General features: G+C 37.8%; 13 protein-coding genes. 6 read left to right on the top strand and 7 right to left on the bottom strand.

Annotation, left to right across the window (positions count from 1 at the left end; genetic code table 11):
- The first annotated feature begins 27 nt into the window (after nucleotides 1-27).
- Together AC2G3J_RS04700 and AC2G3J_RS04695 are read left to right on the top strand one after the other, a co-directional pair.
- Nucleotides 28-615 carry a TetR/AcrR family transcriptional regulator gene (locus AC2G3J_RS04700; protein ID WP_336951919.1) on the top strand — a complete coding sequence of 196 codons (588 nt, stop codon included), beginning with the start codon at nucleotides 28-30 and terminating at the stop codon, nucleotides 613-615.
- Between the two features lie 190 nt (nucleotides 616-805).
- Nucleotides 806-2,014, top strand: coding sequence for an MFS transporter (locus AC2G3J_RS04695; protein ID WP_483770734.1), 1,209 nt, complete (start codon nucleotides 806-808; stop codon nucleotides 2,012-2,014).
- 130 nt (nucleotides 2,015-2,144) lie between these two features.
- On the opposite strand, the gene AC2G3J_RS04690 is transcribed toward AC2G3J_RS04695, so the two are convergent.
- From AC2G3J_RS04690 to AC2G3J_RS04680, 3 genes are read right to left on the bottom strand one after another with little or no spacing between them, the layout of a single operon-like run.
- Complete coding sequence (locus AC2G3J_RS04690) at nucleotides 2,145-4,052, bottom strand: Tle4 family T6SS lipase effector (protein ID WP_483770733.1); 1,908 nt, start codon at nucleotides 4,050-4,052, stop codon at nucleotides 2,145-2,147.
- Nucleotides 4,053-4,054: 2 nt separating this feature from the next.
- Nucleotides 4,055-5,062, bottom strand: a complete 1,008-nt coding sequence (locus tag AC2G3J_RS04685; RefSeq protein WP_483770732.1) for a T6SS immunity protein Tli4 family protein — start codon at nucleotides 5,060-5,062, stop codon at nucleotides 4,055-4,057.
- A 55-nt stretch (nucleotides 5,063-5,117) separates the two neighbouring features.
- The gene (locus AC2G3J_RS04680; protein WP_483770731.1) at nucleotides 5,118-6,125 is read right to left on the bottom strand and encodes a T6SS immunity protein Tli4 family protein; all 1,008 of its coding nucleotides are present in this window, start codon (nucleotides 6,123-6,125) and stop codon (nucleotides 5,118-5,120) included.
- A 364-nt stretch (nucleotides 6,126-6,489) separates the two neighbouring features.
- On the opposite strand from AC2G3J_RS04680, the gene AC2G3J_RS04675 reads away from it, so the two are divergent.
- Nucleotides 6,490-6,873 (top strand): hypothetical protein, encoded by a 384-nt coding sequence (locus AC2G3J_RS04675; RefSeq protein ID WP_336951924.1) that lies wholly within the window; start codon nucleotides 6,490-6,492, stop codon nucleotides 6,871-6,873.
- Nucleotides 6,874-7,098: 225 nt separating this feature from the next.
- On the opposite strand, the gene AC2G3J_RS04670 is transcribed toward AC2G3J_RS04675, so the two are convergent.
- A complete protein-coding gene (locus AC2G3J_RS04670; protein WP_483770730.1) occupies nucleotides 7,099-9,426 on the bottom strand; it encodes a TonB-dependent receptor domain-containing protein in 2,328 nt (775 codons plus the stop codon).
- A 146-nt stretch (nucleotides 9,427-9,572) separates the two neighbouring features.
- On the bottom strand, nucleotides 9,573-11,051 hold the full coding sequence (gene pdxR / locus AC2G3J_RS04665) for a MocR-like pyridoxine biosynthesis transcription factor PdxR (protein ID WP_483770729.1): 1,479 nt from the start codon (nucleotides 11,049-11,051) through the stop codon (nucleotides 9,573-9,575).
- A gap of 108 nt (nucleotides 11,052-11,159) precedes the next feature.
- Between pdxR (AC2G3J_RS04665) and AC2G3J_RS04660 the strand changes: the two genes are divergently transcribed.
- Complete coding sequence (locus AC2G3J_RS04660) at nucleotides 11,160-11,615, top strand: GNAT family N-acetyltransferase (RefSeq protein ID WP_336951927.1); 456 nt, start codon at nucleotides 11,160-11,162, stop codon at nucleotides 11,613-11,615.
- 150 nt (nucleotides 11,616-11,765) lie between these two features.
- Here the strand turns inward: AC2G3J_RS04660 and pdxR (AC2G3J_RS04655) are convergent, their stop codons facing one another.
- Nucleotides 11,766-13,199, bottom strand: coding sequence for a MocR-like pyridoxine biosynthesis transcription factor PdxR (gene pdxR / locus AC2G3J_RS04655; protein ID WP_483770728.1), 1,434 nt, complete (start codon nucleotides 13,197-13,199; stop codon nucleotides 11,766-11,768).
- Nucleotides 13,200-13,308: 109 nt separating this feature from the next.
- Here pdxR (AC2G3J_RS04655) and AC2G3J_RS04650 point away from each other — a divergent pair, with 109 nt between their 5' ends.
- Nucleotides 13,309-14,091: an aldolase gene (locus AC2G3J_RS04650; RefSeq protein ID WP_336951929.1), complete on the top strand. Its 783-nt coding sequence runs from the start codon at nucleotides 13,309-13,311 to the stop codon at nucleotides 14,089-14,091.
- 5 nt (nucleotides 14,092-14,096) lie between these two features.
- The gene (locus tag AC2G3J_RS04645) at nucleotides 14,097-14,981 is read left to right on the top strand and encodes a dihydrodipicolinate synthase family protein (protein WP_262780939.1); all 885 of its coding nucleotides are present in this window, start codon (nucleotides 14,097-14,099) and stop codon (nucleotides 14,979-14,981) included.
- Nucleotides 14,982-15,183: 202 nt separating this feature from the next.
- Here AC2G3J_RS04645 and AC2G3J_RS04640 read toward each other — a convergent pair whose 3' ends face one another.
- On the bottom strand, nucleotides 15,184-16,377 hold the full coding sequence (locus AC2G3J_RS04640; RefSeq protein ID WP_419820123.1) for a hypothetical protein: 1,194 nt from the start codon (nucleotides 16,375-16,377) through the stop codon (nucleotides 15,184-15,186).
- Between the last annotated feature and the right edge of the window lie 5 nt (nucleotides 16,378-16,382).

Here is a 16,382-nt window from a genome sequence, read left to right as displayed (position 1 = left end):
ACGATTGTTCCAGTATGAATTAACATTATGCGCACTAAAGCGTTTGATCCAGAAGAAGTTGAAAATGCCGTTATGCAAGTTTTCTGGCGTAAAGGGTTTGCAGCGACATCCATTCAAGATTTGGTTGAGGAAACTGGACTTTCACGCAGCAGTTTATATAGTTCCTTTAACAATAAAGAGCAGCTATACCAACAAGCCTTATCTCGCTATCAACGCCTGATTAGTAAATCAAATATCGACTTATTATCCAGTGATGGATCAGTCAAAAGTATCATCCAACAATTACTATCTCGTATCATTGAAGATGAATTAAACGATCCGCAACAACGGGGCTGCCTAATGGCCAATGCCTGTTTGGAGTTAGCAGGACATGATCAAAAGACAGCTGAATCTGTCACGTATAATTTTGAACGATTACAACTTGCACTAGAACAGCTCATAATCAGAGGAAAGCAATCTGGTGAAATCATCCTACATAGTTCGCCACAAGCTTTAGCTCTTTTTTTCGTGAATACCATTCAAGGCATTCGCGTTTTAAGCAAAGGCTGTAGCCCAGAAAATCGTCAGCAATATCTAGAGAATGTTGCTGAAGTAGCATTGAATATCTTGTATTAATTTCGAGTTACCCCTTAGCAGACTGTCCAATTTGCAATGCTGAGGATTTTATTTACCCTAAAATGGAACGATCGTTCCATTATAATGACAACATGGTGTTTAGTATGGATATTTATCTTCAATATTTTGTGATGCCTATATTCCTTAAGCGAGATGATCTTTCTGTTAATCATACACAGAGGTATAACGCATGAATCAGCTCAACAACAGACCAGAGCTGAATCGATCTGCGTCAAGCTTACCAATTTGGAAATTATTGGCCTTTACGGTTGCAGGTTTTATTACCATTATGACGGAAATCATACCAGCTGGCTTATTGGCATTAATCAGTCATGACTTAGAAGTTTCTCAAGCTTTAGCAGGGCAAATGATTTCAGTTTATGCCTTAGGATCGGTCATTGCGGCGATCCCTGTGGTTGCTGCAACACGAAGTTGGTCAAGAAAACCTTTATTATTATTGGCAATCGCCGGCTTGTTTATCTTCAATAGTCTAACAGCGCTATCTTCTAGCTATATCGTCATCCTGATTTCACGATTTATTGCCGGAATGTCTGCTGGAATTATCTGGGGTATCTTGGCTGGTTATGCTCGAAATCTGGTTCCTGCCCATCTACAAGGCAGAGCGATGGCAATCGTTGGGGTTGGTCAACCCATCGCATTATGTATGGGTGTGCCTTTAGCCATTTGGTTGGGCAATCTGTTTGGCTGGCGTGGGGTTTTCTGGATGATTTCAGGGCTTGCCTTAATCCTAATCATCTGGATTAAAGTAAGCCTTCCTCATTTGGCTGGACAACCCCCGAGTAAGCAACAATCTATCCTCAAAGTCTTGGTTCACCCTGGTATAGGCGCAATTTTGACAGTTATTTTTGTTTGGATTTTGGCACACAACATACTTTATACCTTTATTTCTCCTTATTTATCAGCTGTCCAGCTGAGTGAGCATATTGATCTTATCCTGCTTATTTTTGGTCTTTCTTCAATATTCGGCATTTGGATTACAGGGATTTGGATAGATAGATCATTACGCAAATTAATCCTGATCAGTTTAACAGGTTTTGCAATCGCTGCTCTTTTGATGGGCTTGAGCGGTCATCACATCTGGCTTGTGATGCTAGGTATCGTACTTTGGGGAATGACTTTTGGTGGTGCACCAACCCTACTACAAACTGCGCTGGCAGATGTTGCAGGTGAAAATGTAGATATTGCCCAATCAATGCTGGTGACAGTGTTCAATCTTGCTGTTGCAGGGGGCGGTATTTTTGGCGGCATCCTACTGCAAAATGTAGGAATAGACTCATTTTTTGTTTGTATCATCGCCTTATCATTATTGGGGTTATGTATTGTATTTTTAGCAAGTGAAAATGGTTTTAAATCAGGGCATCGTTTAAACAGCAAATAAGTTTAAAACCGTCATTTAACTGCATGTTCTGATGACAAAATCTATTGGATTAAACAGCGCCATCATCGTTGACTGTGCTGTTTGATCAATTTCTTAAACAACAGCTATGGTTTGGTTTACTAAAGTTAGCTTATGGTCTGTTTATTTCACTTTTACACACTTCTGCTGCTGAAGCTTGCTTCATAATGTCAACAATATTTGCGATACAGTAGATGGTATTTAATTGAACATGCGCATTATCATAACTACTTGCATGTTCATAACCATTGATAATAAATGTTTCAATTGGACTACGACCATCAGCACGCACATCCTGTCCAGACTGATAACAAACCGTTCCGTCTCCCTTTGAAGTTGGTTTAATATCTAAATAAAATGTGGCTTTATTGGTTTTAGAAATTTTGGACTTTTCATCTAGCAAGACTTCCCTTATGCCATCTTTTTTATAGGCATTGTCTAGTAAATTATGGATTTTCGAACCTTTTATACTTAATTCAGCATCATCTTCCTGAACATGTTTTACATCGTCTTCTTTTATATCACTTCGATCTTTTATATCTGGAAGTTCAATTAAATTTTTCTTGCCATATAAGTTCATTAATTCAATTAGTTCATTTTCACTGCTAATATTTAACTCTTCTTTACAACGCCACACCACTTGACCAAATGCTTTAAACCCTTCGTCAGCACCATAGCTTGCATAAGTATTGGCATGATAGGTATCTTTTATATGATCATGCAATTTTTTGACTATATTTATATTCTTACTATAAACATCAAAAATACTATCATATCCTTCTTTATCTACCGTTTTTGCAACCAATCCAGCAGGATCGATAAAATCAGGATTGATCATCGCCCACCAACAGTCTTTTCTTTTATAGAGATCATTATAAGGATCATTGCTTTTTGGCAATGTGGCAGTCATTTCACCTGTAGGCGTTTTAGCTTTAATGACCAACCATGCTTGAGAATTTTTGGGAAAATCCCCAACATTGGAATAATTTGAAAAAGGTAATAACTCTAAGCCACCGGGCGCATTTGCCAATGTTGCGGTGAGACGTTCAGAAGTATTCCCAAACATAAATTTGGTTGCCCAAGCTACAGCACTTTTGAAAAGTCCTGTTGAGGCTTTCCAACCATCCCAGCCTACAGTGAGGCGTTGATATACTGCTGGCGCACCACTGGCAGGCATCGCACCATGTATCACACCAGCAATCTTATCTTTAACCTTAGCATTTTGGATCAAGGCGCGAGTCACTAAGCCCCCCATAGAGTGGCTAACGATAATAAATTTTTTAAATTTTGCTGTAGGAAATTCTTTTTTAACTTGCGCCATAACTTGATTATTCAGTCGGTCTGCAACATGATCTGCTGACTTCATATTACTTTGTAACCAGTTATAGCCACAGGCAAACACTGGAAAAGCATAATCTGCCAACTCCTCATGCTGTTCTAGACCTAATAATTCAACGGTTTTTAGCGACGACCAATTTTTAAGTATTTTTTCCGTATCTGCATTGCCGGGTTGGACAATTTTTTCCCATTCAGCTGTACCATTAAACTTATCCTTCTCTTGATCTTTTAATTTCTTGAAGGGTTGATTTAAATTACTCTCCAAATAAATCAGTAAATTTGCATAACCCATGGTAATCACTGAACCCCAACCGCGTGCCAAAGCCAAGTCTTTGGTCATATATGGAATTGCTTTTTTACTTATTTTTACATCGCCATCGTACCCAACCTGAGTTGTTGCTGGGTTCAGGGCAATCTGTCGTTCTCGTGCATCTCGTTTACTGTATTCAATAATCGTAGACAGTGATATTCGGGGATACCAAACCTCTTTATCATCAGCGGTATCTTTAATATTTGACCCCATAATCCCTGGAATAAAAATAATCGGCACGACATATTTGACAGGTGCAGGAATTACACACTCGGAATTAACACTATCTGGTGTGGTATATGAAACATAAGACACACTTCCAGATTCGTAAAGTATTTCATAGGCTTCATGACGATGGACATTATTTGACATTATTATTCTCCGAATTTACGGATGGTTTTTAGAATCGATTCATATAGTTTTAAGGCATCATATTGTTCTAGGCTACTGCTCTGTGTAAGAGGTGAAGAACGTGCCGTATCTACCTCAAAACTAATCAATGGATCTTGGTTATTATTGGCACTGCCTGTATGTTCCCATAAGGCACTAATGCCATTTTTCCCTTTCATTTTTTCTACTGAAATCCATTCTTGTCCCGTTAAATGCCCAGTATTTTTTTCACCTTTACGAATATTGCCTTTATCAATTTGACGCTGGCTTTGCCCGACCTCTTTAAACTTTTTTTCTATCCGTGGAATCATTGGCAAGACATATTCATCATTTGTTTCTGCCTCAAAACGTAACACCACTGTTGGATAGTCCTTAAATCTAAAACCAAGCTTTTGGATACTATAGCGGTATTGTTTGGTTTGATCTTTGATAAAGCCTTGGTAAATACATTGTCCTGCTTCCTTAGGAATCTCATGTTCATTACGATAGCGTAAGTTTTTCACTAAATTATGAATCGCTTCATTACTTTCGGCTGTCAACTGTGGTGTATCACTATGCATTCCCTCTATTAAAAATAAAGTATTTTTATCGAGTACAAATCCAAAAACATCATAAGGTAGTATTTTTTTATCTGCTAATTTCCCTTTAAAAATCTTAGTCAATCGACCATCGAATACTTGTTCTTGTGGGTCTTCAAAAATTTTTCGATTACCTTTGGAATAATCATTTCTCCATTTTTGAACTGCTTCATCAAAATCTTGACGTGTTGCTTTAGTTTGAACCTTAATAGTAAAAGAATCATATTTATCATAACGTTCTAATGGATTAGCCTCAGCAGGAATATCAACCACATAACGCCCAATACAATAAGTTTTAGTTTTTTCTAAATTGATCATATTATTTCCAGTATTTTTTATTGCTGATTGTGCAAATGCGCAACTTGTCGTGATCATGCAAGTGGTGAGTAATAAAGAAGAAAATAGTTTATTCATTAATATTTCCTTTTTAGATAAGCGTTATCAGATCTATAAGCATTGTTTAAAATTATTATTCTCCGAATTTACGAATGGTTTTTAGAATCGATTCATATAGTTTTAAGGCGTCATATTGTTCTAGGCTACTACTCTGTGTAAGAGGTGAAGAACGTGCCGTATCTACCTCAAAACTAATCAATGGATCTTGGTTATTATTGGCACTGCCTGTATGTTCCCATAAGGCACTAATGCCATTTTTCCCTTTCATTTTTTCTACTGAAATCCATTCTTGTCCCGTTAAATGCCCAGTATTTTTTTCACCTTTACGAATATTGCCTTTATCAATTTGACGCTGGCTTTGCCCGACCTCTTTAAACTTTTTTTCTATCCGTGGAATCATTGGCAAGACATATTCATCATTTGTTTCTGCCTCAAAACGTAACACCACTGTTGGATAGTCCTTAAATCTAAAACCAAGCTTTTGGATACTATAGCGGTACTGTTTGGTTTGATCTTTAATAAAGCCTTGGTAAATACATTGTCCTGCTTCCTTGGGAATCTCATGTTCATTACGATAGCGTAAATTTTTCACTAAATTATGAATCGCCTCGTTACTTCTCTTGGTTCTTTCAGGGGAGTCACTATGCCCACCTTCAATTAAAAATAAAGTATTTTTATCCCATACGAAACCAAAGACATCTAAAGGATCGCCTTTATGTTTTGATGTCTTACCTTTGATAATTTTAGTGACTCGACTATCAATTTTTTGTTCTTGAGGATCATCAGTGATAAACCAACCGTCTTCAGAATATTCTTTTCTCACTTTTTGAACTGCTTCATCAAAATCTTGACGTGTTGCTTTAGTTTGAACCTTAATAGTAAAAGAATCATATTTATCATAACGTTCTAATGGATTAGCCTCAGCAGGAATATCAACCACATAACGCCCAATACAATAAGTTTTAGTTTTTTCTAAATTGATCATATTATTTCCAGTATTTTTTATTGCTGATTGTGCAAATGCGCAACTTGTCGTGATCATGCAAGTGGTGAGTAATAAAGAAGAAAATAGTTTATTCATTAATATTTCCTTTTTAGATAAGCGTTATCAGATGTATAAGTATTTTTAGCTATTGAAGAAAGTAAAAATATTGTTCAACATTTATTTATTCTTATAGCCTAAAATTAATAAGCAAAACTTAACACAAAATGTAAATAATCTCAAAAAAACAATAAATATCATTTAATTATTAAGCAATTAAAAATAATTGGTATATTTGAACTCTGTAGTTGCAGTCTTTGTTAAATCGATTTTTTCTTATAAAAGCTTTTTAAATTTCACAATACAGCTTTCAGCACACCATTTAAGAAATTTAATGATTATCAAATAGACTTTTTGCAAAATATAATTGATAATGATTATCAATTTCATTATCTAAAGATTGGTGAACACTTTGGAACAGCCTACTCTAGCGACTGAAGCGATTCGAGCATTTTTTACCTTACAATGTTGCTGGTTAAACAGTGAAGAAATTTATCTTGAACAAGGTTGTTTGCATTGTGGTTCGGCAGCGACTTATTTAATTTATTTTACTCACGCCCCTATTCAAAAAATAATGCTTGATTTTATTCAAAAATATAACTGCCATAACAGCAAAAAATCAGATTTACTCGACTTATTAGACTTTGAACAGAATTATAATGATTTTTTACAAGTGCTTGAAAATGCAGTAAACAGCTATGCGCGACAATATCAAAACCAAACTTGTCATTTGGTATTTGAAAGTGTTGAATCTATTTTTGAACGTGAAGCAGCAATCGCATGTTAAACAATTCACGCTGTAATAAATCAAGCTGTAATGATTGAATCGAATAGACTATTTTTAACAGCTATTTTTTAATTTAATCACATCAATTTGTTACTCTCAATCTATCAAAATAAAGGGGCCAACATGTTGCTTGAAGTCTTCTAGACAACAGCAACTTATTGCCCCCGATAATAAATCTTAAGTTAAGATCTCGCATATAAAATTTAGCCAACAAAAGTTAAGCGATTAAATTTTCATACTTATACCCAGCTGTACCCCACGCCCAGGAAGAGGTGCAATGTATTTTAATGGCGAGTTCTGTGGTCGTGCATCTTCATTTAACAAATTAGATCCATTGAGGAAAACATCAAAATTGGCATTTTGTAATTTGAAGTGTTTCTGAATTTGTAGATCAAGCAAGTTATAAGACGGCAATGGAATTTCTTTAGACACATTTTTGCCTAAATACTGAGCTTGATCATAGTAAATATTGGATAAGCGTGCTAACCAATCATTTTTATTCCATTCAAGATTTAACCCATAACGGTTCGTTGGCATATTAGGTAAGTAATTTCCATCATTTGCTAAACTGGTTTTGTTTGGATTCAAGTTTTTATTTTTCACCAAATCAGCAAAAGCAGAGATCAAAAGATTGCCATACTGATTGAGTTCAAACTTTTGTTTTAAATCAATTTCAAATCCAGTAATTTCAGCATCTGTCTGGGTCCAATATTTGAGTGGCAAACGATTACGCATTTGTGCCCCTGAATGCGTCAAATACAAATACTTGTCATATTTCATCTTATATACAGTGGCTTCAAAATTAAAATTTTTATAATTGAACAGACCTGTTAACTCAAGATTTTTGGACTGTTCTTCTTTGAGTTTTTGGTTACCTTCTTCTTGTAACATAATTGAATAATGTGGATGGCTGGCATAAAGTTCATTAATTTCAGGTGCTCTATCTGATACTGAATAACGCAACTTTAAACCCAATAGATCATTATATTTTAAGAATGAACCGAAACTATAGCTTTCAAGATTAAATTTCGTATCGGTGAGTTTTGTATTCGGTGAGTTTCTGGATGGTACAAAATCACTTTTTTGAATTTTATGTTCAACCTTTTCGTTACGATAACCAGCATCGAGTTCTAGCCAATCAAAGTCTAATTTTTCCTTGATAAACACGGCTTGTGTTTGCGTATTGATATTCGGTAAATAACGTAAATTTCCATGCCCTACCACTTTACGATCAATCTGATTAAAGCCAATAAAACCATTCCAAAATTCAACAGGTCTATGCATAAGTAATAATTCAGCCTGTTGGGTATCAAATTTATAGTTATTGGCCATTTTTGATCCTAAATATTCTCCTGATGTATTAACGCTCTTACTCACATCAAATTGTATTTGTTTCAATAACAACGGGCTAAAATTAAACTCGCTGTCTAAGGCATATCTTCGCTGATCTGTTTTCACCCCGACTGGTATGCTGTCACTGGTAGATTGAAAAGATTTATTTTCAAGAGAAAATCCGGGTACCCCATATTCACTTTTTTTTGAATCAGCACTGAGCCCAATACGTCCATTGTTAAGAAAATAAGTGCTTCCAATCGCAAAGTGTTGATTGTCTAAATAGCTATTGCCCAGCTTTTTTTTATAGTTGGGTGTGACATCTTTATTAATTTTGTTTTCAGTATATTGCTGGGTATTGGACACATATTTAGGGTTTATCGGATTGGTATAGGTTTTTCCACGCATCTCAGTAGTTGGTTGATCCGTATAGAAGGAAAATGAACCATCTGCCCAATCAGGGTTTTCTGTCATAAACTGGTTAATATAAGGCTGAGATGCAGTGTTATAATTTTTTTGAATGCGTGCTTCTTTTTGGCAAGCATCTGCCAATGCTGTATTAACCCCACCCGTCGCTGGAAATACGCCACTATTACATACGCTCGCTTTACCCTCTCCCGGAATTTTATAAGCTGACATATCTTGGCTAGAAAACAATAAATTGGTGGAAAAATTACTTTGGTTATTGAGATTGAGCTTAAAACCTTTGGCATCAAAATCATTCCAGCCCTTTTTCGCTACCAGCTCTAATTGAGAACTTTTATTCGGCATCGCTGTATCGATTAGACCAGAATCAATATTCACACTTCCGCCAATGGCGTTGCCACCATAACGTACACTGTCTGAAGATTTATTGACAGTAACAGATTGAGTGAATAAAGGATCAAAAGGGATATTAATATTGCCGCTGATACTATTCATTCCATAAATAGACTGACCATCTTCCAAAATCTGCACTCGGTTTCCACTTAAACTGCGAATCACAGGCGCACCTGAATTGGGACCAAAAGCGCTACTTTGTACCCCTGAAAGATGCTTTAAAGCATCACCTAAAGTTTTATTGTCTGCATTTCTATTTTCTACAACAATACTTTGATTGATAAATGGATCATTTTCGGCATTGACTCGAATCACTGGAAGTACAGTCAGTTGTTTGTTTTCAATCGCATATGCAGGAAAGACCGGTAAAGAAATAGCGATTGCTAAAGTATGGTGACGCATCATGGATTCCGAATTGTAATTTATTGTTATGTTATAACATTACATAAACAGATGTACAACAATTATCATCAGTGCTTATACAGCTAGACCAGCTAGCGATTTATATAGGAAATGAAGAAATATAGAAAATGAAACTGGAATCCGTGTTACTTGTGCTTGATCTGTTGCGCCAGCTTCTGAATATTCATGCTAATCTCATCTGGAGTATGCGCTGCATAGCCAAACAATACCGCAGCTTTTTCATAAGGTTGTTGACAGTAGCGGGATAAAGGCTGAACAGCCAAATGAATGGCAAGACACTGGTCAATAAAGCTTTGCTCAGTCCATGGGGCATTTAGCCAACAAATCACATGAATCCCTGAGTCGGTTGGCTGAACAGTCAATACATCTGCAAGAAATTGTTGAATCGCAGCAATTAATGCCTGTTGACGTTCTTGGCAAGCTTTACGCACTTTACGTACATGGCGTGCATAATGCCCCTCTTTGATAAACAAAGCCAAAGCAGCTTGTTCTAAATAAGCACTCCGCGTATCAGTATAGTATTTTGCCAGACTCAATGTTTCTATCAGCGATTCTGGAACCACCATAAATCCAAGTCGGAACTCCGGAAACATCATTTTAGAAAAAGTACCAGAATAGATCACTCTTTGTTGTTGGTCTAAGCCCTGTAAGGCTTGAATTGGATGAGTTCCATATCTAAACTCACTATTATAATCATCTTCAAAAATCCATTTTTGCTGACTCGCTGCCCATTCCAACAGGGCCAATCGTCGACTTAAACTGAGTGTTCCACCTAAAGGGAACTGATGAGAAGGTGCGGTATAGATTAATTTACTTTCGGAATAATGCTGAATAATCTCGGCAACTTTCATCCCTTCGTGATCACTTGATACAGGATGAACTTGAATGCCAAAACTCCGAAAAATATTTAAAGCGGCATCATAGCCCGGCTCATCTAAACAGATCTGATCCAAAGGTTGTAATAATGCATAAGCTGCAAGATGAATCGCTTGTTGGGTACCATTTACAATCAAAATTTGTTGTACATCACATTTTAGTCCCCGTGTAGAACGAACATAATCACAAATTGCCTGACGTAAAGGCAAATAGCCTCGACAATCATGAAACTGCCCCAATTGCTGATGAGACTGCCGCCAAGCACGTCCCAATAATTTCCCCCAAAGCGAATGTGGGAATAAATCGATACAACCAACGCCGACATGAAATATTTTTTCACCCTGCCCAGATACATTTTGTTTCTGCCAAGCAGGTAATAAGCTTGCGATATGCGGATTAATATTTAGCTTGTGACAGATATCAGATGAAGATTCTGTCGGTATCTCTTGTATAGAAATTAATTGATCAGGAATCAGCTCTGCGACATAAGTACCAGAGCTTGGCTTGGTCACAATATAGCCTTCATCCAGTAAACGGTCCATTGCAGCCAAGACTGAATTTCTAGAAATCGACATCATTTCTGCCAAGACACGACTAGAGGGCAGTTTGGTTCCAGAAGCTAGACGACCATCTAAAATTGCATCACGTAAGACGCTATATAAACCCTCTTTAATCACCCCTTTAGGTAAGATCAAATGAGGGAAATAAGCAGAAGTTACTGTCACCATAAACAAAACTGGTACTGTTAAAAATACTCAAAGTGTATCTTATTTCAATACCACAATCACACTTAAACTCATTTCTCCTCTTTCTTTCCCGACAACTGGAGAATACCTATGGAAAATTTAGTGGTTCAAATTGTGCCTGTTGCACAACAAGACTATAAACAATGGCTGGAGTATTGGCTGGCTTATCAAGACTTTTACAAAGTGGCTTTATCCAACACTGTTACGCAAACCACTTGGCAACGTTTTTTTGATGATCAAGAGCCGATATATTGTGCTGTTGCTAAACAAGCTGAGCATGTTCTTGGCTTTGTACATTATGTGATCCATCGCTCGACATGGGCCGAGACCAACTTTTGCTATCTAGAAGACTTATATGTTTCTCCACAGGCAAGAGGTCAACATGTAGGCAAGCGCCTGATTGAATATGTACAACAGCAAGCTATAGTTCAACCCTGCGCGCGTTTGTATTGGCACACTCAACAAAGCAATCAAACTGCACAAAAACTCTATGACTGGATTGCTGAAAAACCAGGGGTCATTGAATATCGTATGCCTTTAAATTAATCCATAAAAAACCAGAAACACAATGCTTCTGGTTTTTACTTAAATCTCAATATATTGTGATTATTTCAATTTGTAGCATCTTTACTTAAACCTAAACCGTTCTAAAGTCAGTTCAACATGACTTAAGCTGATTTTTCAATCTCTTGAGCATCATGAACTCACAAAAACCTGATATAACTTTTCAACAGTTTGACGGATTTCCAATTCGGTCAGGGCTGCAAAACCAAAACGAATATAAAAACTATCATCTGAATGATGCCATACCGAACCAAAATCATATTCAGAATCAATATGTAATTGTTTTAAAAACATTAAAAACTGCTGTTGATAAGGCAACTTAAATTTTACCCACAACGCCATGCCACCTGCCGGTGTGGCTATTTTAACCCTATCTTCAAACGTCTGTTGAAAAGCCATCACAGCAAAATCTCGACGTTGCTGATAAATCTTGCGCATTTTACGGATATGTCGCTTAATTTCACCCTGCTGCATCAGCTCAGCCATTGCCAATTCAGTAATCGCATTGCCCTGTTTATCGATCAGCAAAATATCTTGTTTCATCGCCTGAATAATCTGTACATTGGTCACCACATAACCAATTCTTAAACTGGGCGCGAATACTTTAGACAAAGAGCCGATATGAATCACTTTGTCTGCTGCTGGTAAGCTAATTAACGGCGGAATGGGTCGGCTGTCATAATGAAACTCATGGTCATAATCATCTTCAATAATATAGAAATCAAAGGCTTTAGACAGCTCTAATAGTTTTAATCGTCGATCCATAGACATCGTCACTGTCGTTGGATATTGATGATGGGGTGTGGTGTAGACCGCAGCAACTGCATGGCTGGATAAAATTTCAGTTAAATGATCGGTATCTAAACCATGCTTATCCAAACGCACGCGAATAATTTGATAATGATTAGAAAGAAATGTTTCTACTGCCGGTGGGTAAGCCCATTGCTCTACCACAATCATATGACGCTGAGACTGATGTTGAGCCAGAACCCGCGCAGCTAGAAAAATCCCCATTTGACTGCCACGAACCACACAAATGTTTTCCATAGAGGTTTGTATAAAACGCTCCATAGATAACATATTTAATAAGGCTTGACGAAGTTCTAAACTGCCCTGAGGATCTCCATATCCCATGGTTTGATGGCGTGTCACTTGAATCAATGCATGCCGATAAGCCCGAGAAAACAATTCATAGGGGATCAACCGATTGTCTGGCACACCATCATTTTTGATAAGTATCTGCGTAGGAAAAACGGGAGTGATATCAATCTGTTTGAGTGTAGGCGATGACTGCACTTTTAGGTCTGGTAAGTTTTCTGAAACAAAAGTGCCTTGTCTGGCTTTTGAGACCAGCCACCCCTGTGCCTCCAAATCTTCATATACCGATTGTACGGTTTTTCGGTTAATCCCAAGTTCATCTGCCAGAGTGCGTGAACCAGGCAAGCGTGTTCCCTGAGTAATTCTGCCAGATAAAATCTCTTGAATAATCTGATTTGCCAACTTTAAAAAAAGGGTCTTTTCTTCACGATCTTCTAAATGTAGCCGAATTTTCCAAGGCTGACGCATAACTCTCTGGCCCATATAAGTTTTAGAAACTGGATATTTTAATCCATCCACAGAATTTTTATTCTGTACTTAGGCGATGTGAAAATCAACTCAGCGAGAGGTTTTATTTATGCAAACGGCACAACTAGACAAACAGCAATTGATGCAAAATGCACAGCAAAACATGCAGCAATTTATTCAAGATTCAAGCTATACAGATCGACAAAAGTTGGCATTAACCTGCCGTATTTTATTTGATCACGGACATGATGCTGGCTTAGCTGGACAAATCACTTGTCGTACCACGCAAGGCAATACCTTTATCACTCAGCGTTTTGGTCTCGGCTTTGATGAAATTACAGCGCAAAATTTATTGGAAGTTGATGAAGATCTAAAACCACTTGACCAACAAGGTATGGCAAATCCTGCAAATCGCTTTCATACATGGATCTATAAACAACATCCTGAAGTGAATTGCATTATCCATACCCATCCAACACATATTGCAGCGTTGTCAATGCTCCGTGTGCCCTTAGCGATCGCACAAATGGATACTTGCGCTTTATACGAAGACTGTTCTTTTGTGGAAGAGTGGCCGGGAGTCCCTGTCGGCAATGAAGAAGGTATCTTTATTTCAGAAGCCTTAGGTAAAAACCGCGCTGTACTACTGTCACATCATGGTCAGCTGGTGGCAGGTAAAACCATTGAAGAGGCTTGCAACTTAGCCATTTTAATTGAACGCGCTGCCCGACTTCAGCTTTTGGCAATGGCTGCTGGACAAATTCAACCTATCCCACATGAACTGGCAAAAGAAGCTCATGACTGGGTCTCTACCAACAAGCGTAATCATGTCAATTTTGCCTACTATGCGCGTAAAGCTTTAAAAAATCATGCGGACTGTATCGAGGAGTAATGAAAATGAAATTAGAAGGCATTATTGCATACCCAATCACACCATTTCACCCAGACACCCAAGCTGTCGATGTTGATGCGCTGACCATCACATTAAATGCTCTGCTAGAACAACAATGTAATGCGATTGTGCCATTGGGCAGTGCTGGTGAAAGTGCCTATTTATCTTGGCAAGAATGGCAACAAGTCGCACAAAAAAGTATCGAAGTCGTTAATCAACGTGTCCCAGTCATGTTGGGAATTTCTGAACTCACAACGGCGATGGCGATTCAAAAAGCCCAAAAAGCTGAGGAGCTTGGCGCTGATCTAATTATGGTGATACCAGTGTCTTACTGGAAACTCAATGATCAAGAAATCTATGATTATTACCAGCAAATTGCTGCATCGACCAAGCTGCCAATCATGGTATATAACAACCCTGCAACCAGTGGAGTAGATATGTCACCAGAATTGATCGTGAAAATGTTTCAAGAAATTGAGAATATTTGCATGGTTAAAGACAGTACCGGCGATATTCAGCGCATGCATAAATTTCATGAATTATCTCAAGGACAGTTGCCCTTTTATAATGGTTGTAATCCTTTGGCACTTGAGGCATTTTGTGCAGGGGCAAGTGGCTGGTGTACTGTGGCGCCAAATCTACTCGGTGAGCTACCAAGTCAGTTATATCAGGCAGTCAAAGATGGTGATTTAGACCACGCCAAAGCCTTGTTTTATCGTCAATTGCCTTTGCTGCGCTTTATTGTACAAGGTGGCTTACCTAAAACAGTCAAAGCGGGTTTAAATGAATTAGGTTTTTCTGTAGGTGAACCAAGAAAACCGTTACAACATGCTACCCCACTGGAAGTTCAGCAATTAAAGTCGTTGATGGCCTTAGCAAAACAAGCGTAAACGATCGTCGTATGCGCTTGTGAAGTTATAAAATTGATCCGATAAACATGCTTTGTTGCATACACAGCCGATCCGCTGCTTTGACAGATACTCAAATGATAAGTAAATGTCATCCAGCGGTGTTTAAATCTAAGTGCAACAAAGCGGTTATTGCCATAGCAAATATCGGCGTAACAAACAAATCAATTCCCAAATTAGCTTTCTAAAAACTAAATCCAAGGTTTAAATTGATACGATACAACCATTGGTCACTATAGGGTGAAACGGTCGAGCTAAAACCGGTTGAATTCATTGCACCACCAATAATATTGGCATTTTTCCCCCAAGTATAATCGGCCCACACCATAAAGGGTGACGCAATAAACATCATCCCAGTGGTATTCATTTGAGAATCTGACCAATCATCACGTTTCTTATCCATATAACTATAATCATTGTAGAATCGGATCGCTTTGAGTTTGCCCATATTTTGCATAGGTAAGGTATAGGCAAGATTTAAACTGGCAACTGTCGCTTCAGAGGCAATAAAATAAGCAGGGGTAAATCCGTTATTCCCCATTAAAGTCATATCATTATTGACCCCATCAGGATTCTTTGCATCATATTGATAATGAATCACAGAGCTTTGTAAATTAAAGCGTTTGTAATTGTTATCGCTATGCACCCCTACTGCATAATATTGACCATTTTTATCGGTGGTTTTATTATGCAATTGCGCAATTGCCCCTGATACCCCGACTTCCTGCTTACCCACTTTGGTGTCTAGCTTGCGCACAATCCGCGTATTGAATTGATGGCGCTTTTCATTTTGATAGGCTTTTTGACTTGGAAATGCATTGTCGGCTAGGTCATCATAAGTGGCACTTTCGGGCGAATAGCGCAGATTGGTTGCCAGCATTTCAGGGTAATAGCCCAATTTTACATCCCAGTCCTGATTATGAAAATTCCAGTTCAAACCTGGCGCAATGTTATTGCCATAGCCCAAAAAGAATGGGATATGGTAAGTCCAACCATTTTGCGGATAAGGATAAATCGCAAAAGGCTTATATACAAATCCTGCTTCTAGACTATTCTGTTGGTCTAAATTGTAGCCCACATAAGCTTTTTCAATCGAGCGCTTCTCTTGATCTTGAAACAGATAACTTGCATTAAAATAGGCATCGTCAAATTTACCCTTTACATCGACTCTAAAAATATCAAAATAGAGTTTGCCAAAGCCATCATTGGGCCCTTCCCAATTTTCATAGCGTTGGTTTAATCGCACCACGCCACCCAATTTTATAGAGTCCGTCCCATCTTCACTTTTCCATTCTAATGCTGAGCTTTGCGCCAAAACATTGGATGTGGTACCCAAATAAATTGCTGCAAGTAGCATCGCGATTGATGTCTTTTTCATAATTG

It is taken from the genome of Acinetobacter legionensis, from assembly GCF_057165765.1.
The sequence above is the reverse complement of the archived record's forward strand: the minus strand, read 5'-3'. Positions and strand labels throughout refer to the sequence as shown.